16 protein-coding genes are annotated in these 17,694 nt (G+C 63.5%); 3 read left to right on the forward strand and 13 right to left on the reverse strand.

Going from position 1 to position 17,694, the window contains the following annotated elements:
- Positions 1 to 7: 7 nt before the first annotated feature.
- The 3 genes from LBW87_RS12575 to LBW87_RS12585 form a co-directional block, all read right to left on the reverse strand.
- Complete coding sequence (locus LBW87_RS12575; RefSeq protein ID WP_225201816.1) at positions 8 to 2,986, reverse strand: hypothetical protein; 2,979 nt, start codon at positions 2,984 to 2,986, stop codon at positions 8 to 10.
- 91 nt (positions 2,987 to 3,077) lie between these two features.
- Positions 3,078 to 4,400: a hemolysin family protein gene (locus LBW87_RS12580; RefSeq protein WP_225201817.1), complete on the reverse strand. Its 1,323-nt coding sequence runs from the start codon at positions 4,398 to 4,400 to the stop codon at positions 3,078 to 3,080.
- A gap of 137 nt (positions 4,401 to 4,537) precedes the next feature.
- Positions 4,538 to 5,545 (reverse strand): zinc-binding alcohol dehydrogenase family protein, encoded by a 1,008-nt coding sequence (locus tag LBW87_RS12585; protein WP_225201818.1) that lies wholly within the window; start codon positions 5,543 to 5,545, stop codon positions 4,538 to 4,540.
- 153 nt (positions 5,546 to 5,698) lie between these two features.
- Between LBW87_RS12585 and LBW87_RS12590 the strand changes: the two genes are divergently transcribed.
- A complete protein-coding gene (locus LBW87_RS12590; protein ID WP_225201819.1) occupies positions 5,699 to 6,628 on the forward strand; it encodes a LysR family transcriptional regulator in 930 nt (309 codons plus the stop codon).
- A 12-nt stretch (positions 6,629 to 6,640) separates the two neighbouring features.
- On the opposite strand, the gene LBW87_RS12595 is transcribed toward LBW87_RS12590, so the two are convergent.
- Together LBW87_RS12595 and LBW87_RS12600 are read right to left on the reverse strand one after the other, a co-directional pair.
- The gene (locus LBW87_RS12595) at positions 6,641 to 7,249 is read right to left on the reverse strand and encodes a GNAT family N-acetyltransferase (RefSeq protein ID WP_225201820.1); all 609 of its coding nucleotides are present in this window, start codon (positions 7,247 to 7,249) and stop codon (positions 6,641 to 6,643) included.
- Between the two features lie 104 nt (positions 7,250 to 7,353).
- Positions 7,354 to 8,433, reverse strand: coding sequence for an alpha/beta fold hydrolase (locus LBW87_RS12600; RefSeq protein ID WP_225201821.1), 1,080 nt, complete (start codon positions 8,431 to 8,433; stop codon positions 7,354 to 7,356).
- A gap of 161 nt (positions 8,434 to 8,594) precedes the next feature.
- On the opposite strand from LBW87_RS12600, the gene LBW87_RS12605 reads away from it, so the two are divergent.
- Positions 8,595 to 9,311 carry an MgtC/SapB family protein gene (locus LBW87_RS12605; RefSeq protein ID WP_225201822.1) on the forward strand — a complete coding sequence of 239 codons (717 nt, stop codon included), beginning with the start codon at positions 8,595 to 8,597 and terminating at the stop codon, positions 9,309 to 9,311.
- 6 nt (positions 9,312 to 9,317) lie between these two features.
- Here LBW87_RS12605 and LBW87_RS12610 read toward each other — a convergent pair whose 3' ends face one another.
- Genes LBW87_RS12610 through LBW87_RS12630 form a run of 5 tightly spaced genes read right to left on the reverse strand, consistent with a single transcriptional unit; the run spans position 9,318 to position 13,868 of the window.
- The gene (locus tag LBW87_RS12610; protein WP_225201823.1) at positions 9,318 to 9,737 is read right to left on the reverse strand and encodes a nuclear transport factor 2 family protein; all 420 of its coding nucleotides are present in this window, start codon (positions 9,735 to 9,737) and stop codon (positions 9,318 to 9,320) included.
- Positions 9,734 to 10,519, reverse strand: coding sequence for an SDR family NAD(P)-dependent oxidoreductase (locus LBW87_RS12615; RefSeq protein WP_225201824.1), 786 nt, complete (start codon positions 10,517 to 10,519; stop codon positions 9,734 to 9,736). The genes LBW87_RS12610 and LBW87_RS12615 overlap by 4 nt, the downstream gene beginning before the upstream one ends.
- Positions 10,520 to 10,549: 30 nt before the next feature.
- Positions 10,550 to 11,767 carry an SAM-dependent methyltransferase gene (locus LBW87_RS12620; protein ID WP_225201825.1) on the reverse strand — a complete coding sequence of 406 codons (1,218 nt, stop codon included), beginning with the start codon at positions 11,765 to 11,767 and terminating at the stop codon, positions 10,550 to 10,552.
- Positions 11,764 to 12,582: a DUF1365 domain-containing protein gene (locus LBW87_RS12625; protein WP_225201826.1), complete on the reverse strand. Its 819-nt coding sequence runs from the start codon at positions 12,580 to 12,582 to the stop codon at positions 11,764 to 11,766. Before LBW87_RS12625 ends, LBW87_RS12620 begins: the two co-directional genes overlap by 4 nt.
- On the reverse strand, positions 12,579 to 13,868 hold the full coding sequence (locus tag LBW87_RS12630) for an NAD(P)/FAD-dependent oxidoreductase (RefSeq protein WP_225201827.1): 1,290 nt from the start codon (positions 13,866 to 13,868) through the stop codon (positions 12,579 to 12,581). The genes LBW87_RS12625 and LBW87_RS12630 overlap by 4 nt, the downstream gene beginning before the upstream one ends.
- Positions 13,869 to 13,985: 117 nt before the next feature.
- On the opposite strand from LBW87_RS12630, the gene LBW87_RS12635 reads away from it, so the two are divergent.
- Complete coding sequence (locus LBW87_RS12635; protein ID WP_225201828.1) at positions 13,986 to 14,600, forward strand: TetR/AcrR family transcriptional regulator; 615 nt, start codon at positions 13,986 to 13,988, stop codon at positions 14,598 to 14,600.
- Between the two features lie 122 nt (positions 14,601 to 14,722).
- Here the strand turns inward: LBW87_RS12635 and LBW87_RS12640 are convergent, their stop codons facing one another.
- The 3 genes from LBW87_RS12640 to LBW87_RS12650 all read right to left on the reverse strand — a co-directional run bounded on the left by LBW87_RS12640 (position 14,723) and on the right by LBW87_RS12650 (position 17,675).
- Positions 14,723 to 15,595, reverse strand: a complete 873-nt coding sequence (locus LBW87_RS12640; protein ID WP_225201829.1) for an amidohydrolase family protein — start codon at positions 15,593 to 15,595, stop codon at positions 14,723 to 14,725.
- A 69-nt stretch (positions 15,596 to 15,664) separates the two neighbouring features.
- On the reverse strand, positions 15,665 to 16,552 hold the full coding sequence (locus tag LBW87_RS12645) for an ABC transporter substrate-binding protein (protein WP_225201880.1): 888 nt from the start codon (positions 16,550 to 16,552) through the stop codon (positions 15,665 to 15,667).
- Positions 16,553 to 16,673: 121 nt separating this feature from the next.
- Positions 16,674 to 17,675, reverse strand: a complete 1,002-nt coding sequence (locus LBW87_RS12650) for an ABC transporter permease (protein WP_413927644.1) — start codon at positions 17,673 to 17,675, stop codon at positions 16,674 to 16,676.
- Positions 17,676 to 17,694: the final 19 nt, after the last annotated feature.

Below are 17,694 nucleotides of genomic sequence, written 5' to 3' on the forward strand. Positions count from 1 at the left end.
CCAGGGTTCAGACCAGCGACGGCTGCGCCAGCGGTGCCTGGGTGAGCAAGTGGCCGGTAGCGGCCATGCTGCCGCCGGGGGTGGCGGCGCCTGCCCCGATCGGGGTGCCGGCAACGCCGGCGGCATACTGGATCAACAAGTCCATGACCTGCACCTCCGGATCTGACGCACGCGTGGCCGCGCACTCGATCATGCCGTCCGTGGCCAGACCGACTTTACTGAGAAGGGGCGCCAGCGCATAGTTGTCGCGCGTCCACAGCAGGATGTCGCCATTGTTCCGCAGCGCCACTTTAGTGCCGTCTGCGGCGGTGCGGAACTGGCCTCGGAAACGGATTTCCTTGCGGTCGCCTTCATCGTCCAGCGCCACGACCAGGCTATTGTCGACCACCTCGATGGAGATGTCGCCCTGATCGAAGTCGAGCATCACGCAGTCCTTGCCCGACTGGCTCCAGATGTCGATATCGTCGATGCTGCGTTTGATATCGAAGATGTTATTCCCCGGACCGACATCCAGCGTGACACTGCCACCACCCTGAACGATATAGGCATCGTCCCCCCCCAAGCCGCCGGCGACGTCGCCGTATCCGTTGAGTACGAACACATTGTTCTCGTTATTGCCGGTAATGGAGGTGGTGGCATTGGGTGCGGTGACCACGTTCTCGATGGAGCGCAGTGCACTGGTCTTGCCCCCCCACCGCAGGCTGCCAGCATCCGGGGTGGTACTCACCCGCATGCCGATCTTGCGTCGGCGGTGCTGTGCGCCATCGTCGTCGGTCTCGAGGTAGGTGTCGGGTGAGGTATCCCATTCCCAGCTTCTGTCATCAGGGCTCAACTCGATGTTCACCATTGGCCGCCCATCGACGCTGATAGCGTCTGGGCCCGCCAGCACCAGGGTATCTTTGCCCTCGCCGCCATCGAAGGCCGAACCGCTGCCAGGAATCGCATTGAGCATGAAGAAGTCGTCCTGTTCGCCGCCCCGCACGGCCTTCTTGCCACGGCGCATGCTGAAGATATTGATACTATCGAGTACGCCCAGCAATCGGTCGTTGCCATCGCCGGTGGCCCACAATACGGTCTCGGAAGACGAGAGCGCGTTGCGTACCAGGTTGGTGATGCCATTGAGGCCGGCACTGGCATTGATGCTGTCATCGGCGGCATTGTCGATCACCTTGGCCGGTTGTTGCTCCACATTGACAATCTCGAACTCCGTACCGCTCAGAAAACTGTTGTCCTCAATATCGATCGGTCGCTGCGGCGTGATTACTGCATCGCCGAAAATCGCGGCGCGCCAGTTCTTTTTTTTCAGGATCGCCTGCAGCTGCGTTGCCTTGCCAGTTTTATATGCATCGCGTGCGCGACCTACGGCGAGACGATCCTCGACCTCTTGCGTGTTAGACAATCCCACGAAGCTGGTCAGCCCGGTGGTAAAGCGTTCGCCAGCGGACAGCCCGGCATACGCATCGACATCTTCGACATAACGCACGCTTTGATAGATCCGGGCGCCGGCGATCAAGGCGAGACTGAAGACAATCCCCGCTGGGCCAGCCGCACGCACGCCGGCGGCACTAGCTATTCCCAGGCCGAATGACACCCCGGCACCAACGCTGGTCAGGCCGCCGTTGACATAGTGGTCCTGGGCCTCCTTGCCACTGGATTGCGCTGCCTGCCGGAATGAAGTGACCGCATTGTAGATGTCGAATGGCACCGTCATGAGCGTTCCAACAACGCCACCAGCACGGCCAATATTGGTGCCCAGGCGGGCCATGCCACCCAGCCGCTGGCCGAAGCTGGTGGCGGCGAAGCTATTGAAGCGCGCGACATTGCCGGCCTGCAGATAGCGGCCGAGCGCCGGGATAGCCGCTTCGGCCGCCAGGCTCGCGCCTTCCGCGCCTAAGCCGGCAGCCTGTATCACCGTCTCGGTGGAGTCGCCGCGCTCGATGGCTGCCGACAGGTTATGCACGCTGTTATAGATGCCGAATGCCTGCAGGCCGACGCCGGTCTGCCTGACGATCCCGCCGCCCGGCATCAGGTACGTCAACGTATTGGATTTCACCCCGCTGGCCGCCTTCGAGACGACGCCCTTGAAGCGGCTCAGCTGGACGTTCATGGCATCGATCAGGATGCGGCTCTTGGAGGGGCCAATCACCAGCGGCTTATCGCTGGTGCGCACGGAGGCCACCTCCAGCAGGATCTCGGCATTGATGGCGGCACGCGCCGAACGGTCCTGGCCGACCAGGTAATCCGATTTGAACTGGATCCGGTTCTCCAGATTGTGTTGCAGCGATGGCATGCCATCAGCTTGCGCCACCGTCCACAGCACACGCCCATCAACCCGAGCCCCCATTGCGCGCAGATCCATCAGTTCGATGTCCCGCTGCCCCAGCCTGAGGGTCAAGGGCTTCTGCGCAACGGCGAAGAGCCGCTCGGGAAGCAAGTTGCGTACGACGGGCAGCATATTGGTGTGGCGCGCGTCGCCAGACGGGCGATAGTGACCGCTGGAATTATCCCAGGAGACCAGACGCCCGTTGTCGAACGAAAGCTCGCCCGCATACAACACATCACTGCCGTTGCCGAACGAGGTATGCCCTTCCACGCCATATTGGCGCAGCTCCGGCGGTCCCGTCCGCATATCGATGGCGACATAGATGCGCCCAGGATCATCGGCCTTGATGACATAGATGAAATCGCCATCCACCGACGGCGTGAAGGTCGCGCTCGCATCGGTGGTGTGCAGCGAATAATCTCTGCCGTTCTTGCGCAACTCGAACACATACCTGGGATCGGCCGGTTTCTGGCGGAACTCGGGGCTATAGAATTCTCCCACGGGAGCAAGCCTGGTACGGGCTTGCAACAAGGGATCAAGCACCTGCTGCACTTGGTCGCGATGGGTGTTGGTTTCGGGATGCGTCGTTACATTCATTGCCACTTTCCTCATAAAATCGGAAAGCGACAATAAGACATGCGCAACAAAGCGACACTGCATCAAGCATTGTCGCAATGATTTACAAAATTAATACCAGCCCGGGCGGGCAGCGCACGCCATGCAGGTTGCATGCATGGCGCCGGCTGTGGCCGGATCAGTCCTGGGACAGGCTGGCGCGCGGATAGATCTTGACCAGCACGATCTTGGGGCCGGACATGCGCTTGATGACCACGTCGAAGGCCGCGAACTCGATCTTCTGGCCTTCCCTGGGCAGGTCGCCCAGCTTTTCCATCACCAGGCCGCCCACCGAATCGATGCTGTCGTCGTATTCGATATCGATGCCCAGCATGTTCTCAAGCGTAACGATCGGCAGGCTGCCCTTGCCCAGCAAGGTGCCATCGTCCTGGCGCGTCCACTCGCCGCTGTTGTGGCGAAATTCGTCGCGGATCTCGCCCACCAGCAGGCTGAGCATGTTGTCGAGGGTGATGAAGCCCTGCGGCGACTGCCCCTTCTTGCCGATGATGGCAAAGTGCGGCGAGCCGGTGCGAAAGCGGCGCAGCAGGTCCAGCGCCGGCAGCGACGGCGAGATGTACTGCACCGGGCGCAGGTAATCCTTCAGGTTGACGATGGCGCGACCGTCCTGCTGCGCCAGGAACACATCCTTCAAGTGCACCAGGCCCAGCACCAGCCGGCGTTCGCTGTCGAAATAGGGATACCGCGAGAAACGGTTGCGGTAAACGATCTCCATGTTCTCGGCCAGCGACTTGTCATCGCCCAGGGCGATGATCTCGCTGGCCGGACGCATGATGTCGGCCACATCCATCTCGCTGAAGTTGAGGCTTTGCGCCAGCATGTTCCACTCGTCGCGCGTGAACTTGCCGTTCTTGCCGCTCTTGCCACCGGCCCGCAGGATCAGCTTGAGTTCGTCGGACGAATAATGGGCGTCATGACCATGGTTGGCGCCCAGGCCGGCGGCCCGCAGCAGCGCATTGGAGCTGGCGTTGAGAACCCAGATCAGCGGATACATGCCCCAATAGAAACCGTACAGCGGCATGGCGCACCAAAGGCCCAGCTTTTCAGGGCTGCGGATGGCCAGCGACTTGGGCGCCAGTTCACCCACCACGATATGCAGGAAGGAGATGACGAAGAAGGCGAAAACGAAGGATACGCCGTGGATCAGTTCGGCATTGGTCACGCCAACGAGGGAGAACAACGGTTCGAGAAGCCGGGCGAATGCCGGTTCACCGATCCAGCCCAGACCGAGAGAGGCCAGCGTGATGCCCAATTGGCAGGCGGAAAGATAAGCGTCGAGTTGATTGTGCACTACGGCCAGAATGCGACCGCGCAAGCCCTGAGTCTTGGCAATGGCCCTGATGCGCGTTTGTCGCAACTTGACCAGACTGAATTCTGCAGCAACGAAAAAACCGTTCAACGCAACCAGGAAGAAGGCTGCGACGATCAGTAATATGTTTTCCAACTAGGGTTCCTATAGGGGTAGTGAATCAGGCCCAGGCCATTTATACCGGCCCGGACTCGATAATTTACCATGCTGCGGACAAACAGCTCGCAATATTGCCATATTTGCAATAATCAGCATTTATCCACAACACTTGTTCAGAACCCTTCCAGCACCACCTTGCCCCGTGCGCGATTGGTTTCGATCAGCGCATGAGCGCGCCGCAGGTTGGCCGCGTTGATGGTGCCGAAACGCTCGCCGACGGTGGTGCGCAGCACGCCATCGTCGATCAGGCGCGACACCCGTTGCAGCAACTCGTGCTGCTTGATCATGTCCGGCGTGCCGAACATGGAACGGGTAAACATCAGCTCCCAATGCAACGAAATGCTCTTGCGCTTGAGCGGCAGCGCGTCCAGCGCGGCCGGATCATCGATCAGCGCAAACTGGCCCTGCGGCGCCAGCACCTCGACGATCTGCGGGTAGTGCTGGTCGGTGTGGGTCAGGCTGATGACGATATCGACGTTATCGATGCCCAGCTTGTGCAATTGCTCCGGCAGCGGCCGGGTGTGATCGATCACATGGTGCGCCCCCAGTTCGCTGGCCCATTGAATCGTCTCGGGCCGGGAAGCGGTACCGATCACCGTCAGCCGGGTCAGCTTGCGCGCCAGTTGCACCAGCATCGAACCGACGCCGCCGGCGGCGCCGATGATCAGCAGCCGACGGCCCTCGCCGCCATTCTCGGCCACGCCCACGCGGTCGAACAGTAACTCCCAGGCGGTGATGGCGGTCAGCGGAATCGCCGCAGCATCGGCAAAGTCCAGGCTGGCCGGCTTGTGGCCGACGATGCGTTCGTCCACCACCTGCAACTGGCTGTTGGAACCGGGTCGGGTCAGCGAGCCGGCATAGAACACTTCGTCGCCCGCCTTGAACAGGGTCACCTCGGCGCCCACCGCGCGCACCACGCCGGCGGCATCCCAGCCCAGCACGCGCGGTTCGGTCACCGGCGCATTGCGGCGGATCTTGGTATCGACTGGATTGACCGATACCGCCTTGACTTCCACCAGCAGGTCGCGCGGGCCGGGGGTCGGTTCCAGCAGTTCGATGTCGATCAGTGAGTTCTCGTCGGTGCTGGGCAGACCATGCTGCGTGTAGACTATCGCTTTCATTTCATTTCCTTTGGCAGAGGTTAAGTCGCCGGTCGTTGGCAGGATGTCTTCACGACACCCTCCCCCTTCGACCACGTTGATGCCTATGGTACGAAGTTACGACACCGTCGACCACCCGCTGCCGCGACAAGGACTTTCACTCCCGGCGTGAAGATGATCCGTCTTGAAGACTTGCAATTGTTTATCCGCTCGGCCGCGCTGGGCAGCTTTTCACAGGCTGCGCGCGAGGCCGACCTGTTGCCGGGCCAGGTCAGCGCCGCCATCGCTCGCCTGGAGCGCGATCTCGACATCCGCCTGTTTGCCCGCTCTACCCGCAGCCTGCGCCTGACCGAAGAGGGCGAGCGCTACCTGCCCTACGCGACCGAGGCGCTGCAGGCGCTGCGCGATGGCCAGGACGGCTTGCGCGGCGACGCCACCGAATTGTCGGGCACACTGCAGGTGGCCGCGCCTTCGGACCTGGGGCGCAACGTGCTGCTGCCGTGGCTGTCGGAGTTTCGTCGCGCCCATCCCCGGCTCGACCTGCGCCTGCTGGTATCGGACCAGGTGGCCGATGTCTTTCGCGATCCGGTCGATATCGCCATCCGCTACGGCCGCATGGAAGACGCCAGCTTCATCGCCCTGCCTCTGGCGCCCGACAACCGTCGCGTGCTGGTGGCGTCGCCCGATTACCTGCGACGCCATGGCGCGCCGCAATCGCTGGCGCAACTGGCCGGACACGATTGCCTGCTGTACCAGTTGCATGGACGGGTCTACGACAAGTGGTTTTTTCCCGATCGCGAGGGCCAGCATACGGTGGCCGTGCGGGGGCCGCTGGTGACCGACGATGGCGATGTGGTGCGGCGCTGGGCGCTGGCCGGCGAAGGCATCGCCTATAAGTCGTGGCTGGACGTGGGCGCCGACGTGCGTGCGCGGCGGCTGCAGATCGTGCTGCCGCAACAGCGGGGCCAGGCAGCGCCGCTGCATCTGGTGTGCCCGCACCGGCGCCAGTTTTCACCGGCAGTGCGGCAGTTGCAGGCCTTGCTGGCCGCGCGCTGCACGGCACTGGGCGCAGACCTGGAACAGGAACTGCGCAGCGAAGGCTAGGGCCTGTTCACATTAAATCTGCGAGATGCGTTGCCCCAATTTTTCCATCAGGGCCGCCTTCACCGCGTCCCACTCGTCATCGATGATCGAGAACCGCACCGAGTTGCGCTTGCGGCCGTCGGGCATGATGCGCTCATGCCGCACGATGCCCTCCTGGGTGGCGCCGATGCGCAGGATCGCCGCGCGCGAGCGGGTGTTGAGTTCGTCGGTGGTGAATTGCACCCGCACGCAGCCCAGTTGCTCGAAGGCGTGCTGCAACAGCAGCAACTTGGCCTCGGTATTGGCGCCGCTGCGCTGATGCGATTGCGCCAGCCAGGTATGGCCGATCTCCAGCTTGCGGTGGCCCGCGTCCATCTTCCAGAAGCGGGTGGTGCCGATCACCTGGCCCGTGCCGCGCAGCACGATGACGAACGGCCAGACGTTGCCGGCAGCGCGCCCGTCCAATGCGATCGACAAGTATTTGTCGATCGTGGCCGCCGACGGCACCACGGTCAGCGTCATGTTCCACAACTGACCATCGGCGGCGGCCTCCAGCAAAGCCTGGCGATGCCCGGGCTGGAGCGGCTGGAGTTCAAGCAACTGGCCACTCAGCGTGGGTTGCGGCGAGATAAAGGCGGTCATGCGGCTCCCTGCAGTCACGATGCGATTGATGCCCGCATCATGCCGCATCGCGCGGCTGCCTGCGAGTAACAGTTTGCCCGCAAAGCAGCCGCAACAGCGGCCCCTCAGCGTGCCGGCAAGCCCTTGATGAACTGTTCAAGCTCACGCGCGTAGAACTTGGCCAGGCCGGTGGTGCCATGACCGCGGGTGGCGCTGCTGGCCGGAATCAGCAACAGGCGCGCATTGGGCAAGTCCTTCAAGGCCGCCTGCATCAGGCCGGTCTCAGGCGGATTGCGCTCGTCATCGGCCGAATTGATCGCCAGCACCGGCACCTTGATCTTGCCCAGGCCCGGCATGGCGTTGTAGTCGGCCGATGAACCCCATTGGTAGATGAAATCGTTGGCGTCGGCCGTCACCGGCGCCGCCAGGCGCTCATCGACCAGCTTGTCGGCCTGGGCGTGGGTGCCGGCATTCTGCTGATACGCCAGCGTGCCACCGTTGGTGCCGAAGATGAACATGTTGTTGGCCAGGCGCAGCGAAGGCGGCTGGGTGGTGTAGTTGCCGCCGTTCCAGGCCGGATCCTGGCGAATCGATTCCACCAGCATGCGCCGCATCAGCCAGTTGCGGCCAGCCATCTCGGTCGGTTGCGAAGCCATCGGCACCAGGGCATCCGCAAACCCCGGATACGAGCCGCCCCACAGCCAGGTCTGCATGCCGCCCATCGAATTGCCGATGATCAGGCGCAAGTGCTTGATGCCCAGTCCTTCGGTGACCATCCGGTACTGCGCCTGCACCATGTCGGCATAGTTGTAGGGAGGGAAGGCCGCGCGCAAGCCGTCGGAAGGCTTGCTCGACTTGCCCACGCCGATGCCGTCAGGAATGACGATGAAGTAACGGCTGGCATCCAGCGGCTGGCCGGGTCCGAACAACTCGCCGGCAAAGTCGCGGCTCAGCATGGCGGTGGCTGCCTGATAGGTGCCATGCAGCACCAGCACGGCCGGATTGGCCGGGTCGCCGATGGTCACGTAATGCAGGCGCAAGCCTTCGATCGACTGGCCATTCTGGAAGGTGAACTTCGGCGCGACCCAGTCGCCCTCGACCGGTTTCGGATGCTCGGCAGCCTGGGAAGCCAGCGGTGCCAACGGTAACGCAGCGCAGATCAGGGCACAGCCCAGAATGGCGCGCAGACGGGAGAACAAGGTCATGAAAAGCCTCTTGGAGTTGAAAACAAGCGCCATCGTAGCCTGTCGCGGCAAAGCACGCCAAGACCCAATCATCACGGCCCTGTCACGCCCCTGTTGCATTTGACTGGCATCATCGCGCACAATCTCCGCGCCCCTCTACCAAGCCAACGCTGCGCCTTGCCATGCAAATCTTCCAGAACATCAACCTCGCCTCGCTGCTCGACACCCTGGTCAGCCTGACCGCCGCCTTCATCCTGGGCGGCCTGATCGGCCTCGAACGCCAATATCGCCAGCGCACCGCAGGCTTGCGCACCAATGTGCTGGTGGCGCTGGGTTCGGCCGTGTTCGTCGACATGGCCAATCGCATGGGCGGCCATGAAGGCGCGGTGCACGTGGTGGCGTATGTGGTCTCGGGGGTCGGCTTCCTGGGCGCCGGTGTGATCATGCGCGAAGAAGGCAATGTGCGCGGCATCAATACCGCCGCCACCTTGTGGGGGTCGGCTGCCGTGGGTGCGGCCGCTGGTGCCGACTTGATTCTAGAGGCGATCATGGCCACGATCTTCGTGCTGGCCGCCAACACACTGTTGCGCCCGATCGTCAACACCATCAACCGCAAGCCGCTCGATGTGCCTTCGGTGGAAGTGACCAACACCCTGCACCTGATCGTCGAAGGCGCTCACCAGAAACTGGTGCTGGCGCAAGTGACCTCGATGCTGGAACTGTCGCGCTACCCGACCCACGATCTCGAGGTGCGGCCCTTCAACGAAGACGAAATCGAAATCGAAGCCACGCTGGCGGCGACCTCGGTCGACGGCAACGAACTCGATGCGCTGGTGGCCCGCCTGTCGGCGCTACCCGCCGTCAAGCAGGTCTTCTGGAGCCCCAGCACCACCGATTGATCGCCTTCAGGCAGCGCGAAAGCGCCCGCGCAACCAGCGCACCGGCGCGCCGATCAGGGGCAGCTTCTGCCACAGTTCTTCGGCGGCGTCCCAGTAATCGCGATGCAGCAGCACCCGGCCGCGTTCGTCGAAATGCAGGTGGGAGGCGCCCAGCACCGTGTACTGCTGTCCTTTCAGGCCGAATTCGAAGCGCCAGGTGGCAAACCCCTGAGCCCCCTGCGCCATACGATCGAGGATCACGAAACGCGGCCGCTCGGTGGTCTCGAACATGTGCGTGAAGATGCGCGAAATCGCAGCCACGCCCTGGACGTCGTTGAACGGGTCCTTGAAGCGCGCATCGGCGGCATAGAATTCAGGCAACCGCACCAGCGTCTCCGGCGCCAGCGTGGCGTACCAATCCAGTAGGCCATCGAGTTGCGCGCTCACGAAACGCCGACCAGTCGCTGCAACAGCGCCGTGCGCCAGCGGAACGGCAGCATCTGCAACAGCTTGAGCCAGTTGGTGAAGCGCCGTGGAAAATGAATTTCGAACAAGCCGCGTGCAATGCCAGACCAGATTTCACGGGCGGCCTGCTCGGGCGTCTGGATCGCAGGCATCGCAAAGCTGTTCTTGGCGGTCAGCTTGGTCTGCACGAAACCCGGGTTGATCAGATAGACATCGATGCCCTTGCGATGCAGGTCGCTGTAAAGAATCTCGGCCAGGTTGATCAGCGCCGCCTTGCCCGGACCATACACGCTGGCGCCGGGCAGCCCGACGTAACCGGCAGCGCTGGCCACCAGTGCAATGCCGCCCCGATGCGCCGCGATCATGCCCGGCAGCACCGTCGCCAGCGCCACGTAGACACTGGAAAGATTGGTCCGCAAGGTAAAATCGGCCTGATCTTCGCGTACCTCCCAACTGCGCTCGGGCTGGTACTGGGCCACGCAGAACAGCAGCAGGTCGACCCCGCCGAAGGCTTCGCAGATACGCGCATGCTGGTCGTGCCAGCCATCGGGACACAGCACATCGAGCGGCGCCACCAGGGCTTGCGGATGACCGCCGGCCACCTCTTCCAGTGCATCGGCACGCCGCGCCGACAAGGCCACGCGCGCCCCGGCCGCCAGCGCCTGTCGCGCCAGCGCCGCGCCGATCCCGCTGGAGGCGCCGATCAACCAGATACGACGCCCATGCCAGTCGTGCACGGGCGCATTCATCGGTGCGAAGAACATTGCAACCTCCTGCCTCAGTGAGCGAATTAATTAGTGAGCGGTTTTGGCTAACAGGAACTGCCCGACATCGATCTGCCCCTCATCAAAACCGGCCTCGCAATAGGTGTAATAGAGCCGCCACAGCCGCAGGAAGCGCTCGTCGAAACCGAGCGCGGCGATGTCCTCGCGGCGCGCCATGAAGTCACGCTCCCAGCGGCGCAGCGTTTCGGCATAGTCGCGGCCGAAGAAGAACTGATCGCGCAATTGCAGCCCCGACCGCTGCGCCTGCCCCGACAGCCGCTCCGGACTGGGCAGCATGCCACCGGGGAAGATCGTCTCGCGGATGAAGTCCGAACTGTCGCGGTAGCGCACGAACCGTTCCTCGGCAATCGTGATCGACTGGATCAGCGCCTGCCCGCCCGGTTTCAGGCAGGCCGCGACCGTGTCGAAATAACGCGGCCAGAAGCGTTCGCCGACGGCCTCCAGCATCTCGATCGACACCACCGCATCGTATTGCCCCTGCAGGTCGCGGTAGTCACGCAACTCCACCGTGGCCAGGTGATCCAGGCCACTGCGCTGCAACCGTTGGCGCGCCACTTCCAGTTGCGCCGGCGAGATGGTCACGCCGTGCACCCGCACACCGCGCTCGGCGGCATATTGGGCAAAGCCGCCCCAGCCGCATCCGATCTCCAGCACCGAGTCGCCGGCGCGCAGGCCGAGCTGGTCGACGATGCGCCGATACTTGGCGGTCTGGGCGTCGGCCAGCGGCTGGCCGGGGTACTCGAAAATGGCGCTGGAGTAGGTCATCCCCTGATCCAGCCACAGCCGGTAGAAGTCGTTGCCCAGGTCGTAATGCGCATGGATATTGCGCCGGCTGCCGCGCCGCGTATTGGCGCGCAGCAGATGCCGCAGGCGATACCACCAGCCGCTCAGTCGTCCGCCATAAACGCCTTTCTCCAACGCCTCGCGATTGCGCAGCGCCAGCCGCAGCAACGCGGCCAGGTCATCGCAATCGACCCAGCCGGCGGCGTGACTGTCGGCAAAGCCGATGTCGCCTGCGCGCAGAATGCGGGCGCAGGCGCGCCAGTCCCGAATATGCAGGTGCGCCGTACGTGGCTGGTGCGGTTCGCCGAAGGTCAGCGTGGTGCCATGGGGCGTGACCAGTTCGAGATGGCCGTGCCGCACGCGCTCGAGCAAGCGCAAGAACAGGCGCACCGCCAGCGGACCGGCGCGCTCGCCGCCTTGTTGCAGGATCTGGATGGAATTCATGATGACAACTCCTTGTCGGAAGAACGGCCGCTACCGGACGGGGGGTTCGGTAGCGGCTTGCTGAACCAGGGCACGCGCTTGCGCCACAACAGCAGCGCCTGCCAGTGAATGCGGACGACGATACCGATCGTCAGCAGCGGTTGGGCACACAATGCGGCAACGGCGGCAGATGCCGTCAACGCCCGCAACTGACCGCCGATGGATGTGCGCAGCAGCGGCTGCTCTTGCCCATCGTCGTGGTAATCGATGCCGACCATGGCGGTGTCGCCGCGCTGGCGCAGGCGAAAACGGTAATCCCCGCGGACTTCGCAGAAGGGCGACACGTGCATCCGCTTGGCGCTGGACAGCGCAGTGTGTTCGTCGATCACCGCGCCGTCGGGCGCTGTGACCAGGTAATGCCAGGTATCGCCGAAGGTGTTGTTGACCTCGGCCAGCACCGCGCGCAGGCCGCCATCGCGGTCATGGCACAGGAACAGGCTGATCGGGTTGAACACGAATCCGAACAGGCGCGGAAAAGTCTGCAGCACGATGGCGCCATCGCTCTCGATGCCAGCCTCGGCCAGACGGCCGCACACCCACTGCTGCAGGTCGCCGCCATCGCGCGCGCCATAGTCACGACTGCGAATGCTCATCAAGCGGCGGCTGTCCATGCCGAACCAGGCATTGCGCGCCTCGTGCGCACGCGCCAGGTCGATGCGCACGCAGAACACCGGATAGACGAAACGGTGCCCGACCGGACGCAGCCGCTGGTGCATCACCTGTGCGCGCATCAGGTAGGCCGGCGGCGGGTTGCGGTCGGGAGGCGCGCTGTTCATGGCAGCGTGGCCCAGGCCGGGGCCAGATTGAAATCGGCCGCCACCCGCAGCGCCGATTTCAATCCATCCTCATGAAAACCGTAGCCGGTCCAGGCGCCGGCAAACCAGACCCGATGCCTTCCCTGGATCGTCGGCAGGCGCAGTTGCCCATCGATGGCGTGCTGGTCGAACACCGGATGTTCGTAGTCGAAGCTGGCGATGGTGCATTCCGGCGCCGGCGCTTGCGGCGGATTGAGCGTCACCATCAGGTCGCGCTCGCCCGGCAACGCCTGCAGGCGGTTGAGCCAATAGCTCACGCACACCCCCTGGTGACCGTCGGCGCTGCGCGCGCCCAGGTAATTCCAGGCCGACCAGACCTTGCGTCGGCGCGGCATCAGCCGGGTATCGGTATGCAGCCAGGCCTGGTTGTGCTGGTAGCGAAAAGCCGATAGCACCTGCTGTTCTTCCAGCGTGGCATCGTGCAGCAGCGCCAGCGTCTGCGGCGCATGGGTGGCGAACACCACGGCATCGAACTGCTCCTGACGCGGGATGGCCCCGGCGCTGCGCACCGTCACCCCGGCTTCGGTGCGGGTGACGCTGTGCAGGCGGCAGGCCAGGCGCACCTCGGGGAGGCTATCGGCGATGCGTCGCACATACTCGCGCGAGCCACCGCGCACGGTGCGCCACTGCGGTCGATCGCTCAGTTGCAGCAGGCCATGGTTGATGCAAAAGCGCAGGAAGGTGGCCGCCGGGAAATCGAGGATGTCGGCCGGGGCACTGGACCAGATGGCAGCGGCCATCGGCAGCAGATAGGCATCGCGAAACTGCGCGCCATAGCCGCCTGCGGCCAGCAACTGGCGCAGCGACTGCGGATGCGCCTGGCATTGGGCGAGGTTGGCCGGCGCGGCCCGGTTGAAACGAACGATGTCACGCAACATCCCCAGGAACGCCGGATCCAGCAGCCGCCGGCGCTGGGCAAATACGGTGTCCAGGCTGGTGCCGGCCCACTCGAGATCGCCCTCCTGCATCGACACCCCGAACGACATGTCGCTGGCATAGGTCTCGACGCCGAGTTCGGCGAACAGCGCCAGCAGATTGGGATAGGTACGGTCATTGCACACCAGGAACCCGGTATCGACCGCCATCGCATGCCCATCGAGCTCGATATCGACGGTGTTGGCATGACCGCCCAGGGTGGCGGCCGACTCCATCAGCACCACGTCGTGCTGGCGCGCCAGGAAGTAGGCGCTGGCCAGGCCCGAGATGCCGCCGCCGATCACCGCAATGCGTTGCCTGCCCGAAGTCATGATTGCGTCGCCCGATTTGATGTAAGTAAATTAGCACGGCCCCGCACGGCGCCGCATCGGTGCTAAGATTACTACCGATGAAAAATAAAATCTACTGATTAGTAATAAAAGCTACCAATGAGTATTTTCGGCAAACTGAGTTTCAAGGACCAGGCTTTCAAGCTGCGCGAGAACGCCATCCTCGACGCGGCCACTGCCGTGCTGGCCACCAAGGGTTACGACTTGATGACCATGGACGACGTGGCCAGCGCCGTAGGCATCTCCAAGCCGAGCCTGTACAAGCATTTCAAATCCAAGGAAGAGCTGGTGGGCGACACCATGATCCGGCTCATCGATGGCGCCATCGACCAGCTGGAGCAACTGGCCGCCATCGACAGCCCGCGCGGCAAGCTCGAAGCCATGCTCGAATGGGCGCTGCGGGTGCGCCTGGACGGCGGCCTGCCCTTCCTGCCCTCGACCAGCGCCCATGTGCGCGACATGCTGATGCGCAACATCAAGTACGTCACGCGGGTGCTCAAACTGAATGGGCAGATCGAGAAGCTGGTGAAGGAGGCGCAGAAGAAGGGCGAGCTCGATGCGACGCTGCCCAGTGACGTGGTGCTGTTCAGCTACTACGCGCGCACCTGCGATCCGGCGGTCGAGTATCTGCAGAAATTCAGCAAGATGACGCCCGACGATATCGTGCGGCACATGTTGCGGGTGGCGTTCGACGGGTTTTCGGTGGTGAAGTGAAGGCGCTTGTGGCTACATTGCAAGCCGCTGGGCCCTGACTTGCGTCAGGGCGACGGCGGTGGAGTCATAAACAGTTCGTCGTGCCGGCGAAAGCCGGTACCCAGTGACGTTGAGCGCCGGCATCAACCATCCAGGCCATAACAACGCGCCGCCGTCCCTCCCCACAGCGCCACCTGGTCCGCTGCCGACAGCCGCGTCTGGGCCCATTCCCTGACCACCGACGCCACCTTGGCGTAGGACGCCGCCAGCAGGCACACCGGCCAATCCGAACCGAACATCAGACGCTGCGGGCCGAAGGCGTCCAGCGCCGTATCCAGGCACAGCACGATGTGTTCGAAGTCCCGTTCGCGCAGGCCTCGCATCCAGTCGGCCTCGGTCACCAGTCCCGATATCTTGCAGGCGACATGCGGCATGGCGCCCAGCGCCTGGATCTGCTGGCGCCAGCGGGCGTAGGCATCCGGATTGCGGCCGAACTCGGTGAGCGCCGGCTTGCCCAGGTGATCCAGCACCAGCCAGTGCCGATCGTGGCGGCGGCAGAACTCCTGCACGGCAGGCAGTTGTCGCTCGAACACCAGCACGTCATAGACCAGTCGCTGCGCCTGCATCCAGGCCACGCCCCGATTGAAATCGGCGCCGGCCAGGAAGGCAGCGGCATCGGCCTCGTCCTGGATCTGGTGCCGAAAACCCAATAACTTGTCGCGGCCCCATTCGGCCACGTGCTGTTCCAACTCAGGCGAAGCCAGGTCTTCCCAACCCACCACACCGACGATGCGCGCATCCTGGCGCGCCAGTCCCAGCAGGAAACCAGTCTCTTCGCGTCCGGCACGCGCCTGCACGGCAATCGATGCATCCAGGCCCTGCCCGCTCAACAGCGGATACAGTTCACCCGGCAGGCGGTCTTGCGCCAGCAGTTCCATGCCACGCCCGATCCACGGGTAATCCTCGGGGCGATAGCGCCAGAAATGTTGATGCGCGTCGATACGTTGGGTGCTCATGCTTTCCTTGCCAGCAAAAAAAAGCCGGATGCGACGGCCCTGGGCACGTCGCATCCGGCCTGGGGCCGATCAGTCGTACAGTGCAGCGGCGACCTTCGGGTCGTCGATGTTGGTCTTGTCGTACCAGTAGAAACCGGTGTCGATGATCTTCGGCAGCTTCTCGCCCTTGATCGCCTTGACCGCAGCCTCGACCGTCTTGTAGCCGATGCCGACCGGATTCTGGGTGATGGCGCCAGCCATCAGGCCTTCACGGATGGCGTCCTTCTGCTGCTTGCCCGAGTCGTAGCCGATGATGACGATCTTGCGCTTCATTTCACGCACGCCATTGACCACGCCCACGGCCGAACCTTCGTTGGTGCCAAAGATGCCCTTGATCTTGGGATAGCCCTGCAGGATCGACTTGGTCACTTCGGTCGACTTCAGGTGATCGCCGCCACCGTATTGCACGCTGACCACCTTGATCTTCGGATAGGTCGACTTGATGCGATCCAGGAACCCATCGCGACGGTCGATGGCGGTACGGCTGGTCTGGTCATGCGCCACCACGGCCACTTCGCCTTCCTTGCCGATCAGCTCGGCCAGCTTGTCGGCGGCCAGGGCGGCTGCCGCCTTGTTGTCGGTGGTCGCGGTGGTGACCGGAATATCGCCATCCACGCCCGAGTCAAATGCCACCACCGGGATCTTCGCGGCCTGCGCCTTCTTCAGCAGCGGCAACGCGGCCTTGCTGTCGAGCGCGGCAAAGCCGATCGCCTGTGGCTTCTTGGCCAGCGCCGCCGACAGCATGTCGATCTGCTTGTCAACCATGGCTTCGGTCTCGGGGCCTTCGAAAGTCACCTTGACCTTGTAGTCGGCCGCAGCCTGGGTCGCACCCGACTTCACCGCCTGCCAGAACTGGTGCTGGAAGCCCTTGGAAATGAGCGGGATGTAGGTTTCCTGCGCCTGGGCGCCGGTGGCCATGCCGACCGACAGGGCCAGTCCGAGCGCTGCGGTCAATAAGTTCTTGTGGATCACTGCTGTCTCCTTGCTTGTTATCGATGATGGAGTGCCGCCAGTGGCGACGGGGGATGAAACTGATTCTTCAGGCGCGACGACGACGGCGCAGGATATCCATGTACACCGCCAGGATGATGATCACGCCGGTCACCACCGTCTGCCATTCCTGGGCCACCGACATGATGCGCAGGCCATTGACCAGCACGCTCATGATGAAGGCGCCGATGATGGTGCCCAGGATGGTGCCGGTGCCGCCCGACAGCGAGGTGCCGCCGATCACCACCGCGGCGATGGCGTCGAGCTCGTAGCCCTGCCCCAATGCCGGCTGGGCCGAGTTCAGGCGCGACGCGATGATCAGGCCGGCAATGCCGCAGATGGCGCCCGAGAAGGTGTACACCGCGACCTTCCAGAAATCGACCTTCACGCCCGACAGGCGCAGCGCTTCTTCATTGCTGCCCAGGGCGAAGGTATAACGGCCGAACACGGTCTTGTTGAGGATGATCGAGGAACCGATGGCCACCAGGAACAGGATCAGCACCGCATTGGGAATCGGCAGCGCCGGGATCAGGTCGCCGATCAGTGAATCCTGCGCAATGGCCGAGAAGCCCGGGGTATCGTTGAAGTAGATCGGCCGCGTGCCCGAGATCACCAGCGACAAGCCCTTGAGCAGCATCATCATGCCCAGGGTGGCGATGAACGGCGGCACCTTGAGCTTGGCGATCACCATGCCCGAGGTCCAGCCCGAGAGCGCGCCGAAGAAGATCGCGGCCAGGATGCCCAGCGGCAGCGGCAAGCCCAGGTTGGTCAGAACCACGCCGGCCATGACCGCGCAGAACGTCATCATGGTGCCCACCGACAGGTCGATGCCGGAGGTGATGATGACGTAGGTGCAGGCAATCGCCAGCACGCCATTGACTGCGGTCGACTGCAGGATGCTGACCAGGTTGTCGACCTCCAGGAAGTTGGGCGAGGCGGCCGTGAAGAACACCATCAGCACGATCAGGCTGGCAAACGCCAGCAGCTTCTGGCGCGCGGCCGGGTTGAACAGGCGGGCGCGCCAGCCTGGCGAGAGTTCTGGTTTGGACATGGTGGTGGCGGATTGAGTG

Origin of the sequence: Herbaspirillum sp. alder98 (assembly GCF_020179755.1) — a bacterium.
Lineage (GTDB): Bacteria > Pseudomonadota > Gammaproteobacteria > Burkholderiales > Burkholderiaceae_D > Herbaspirillum.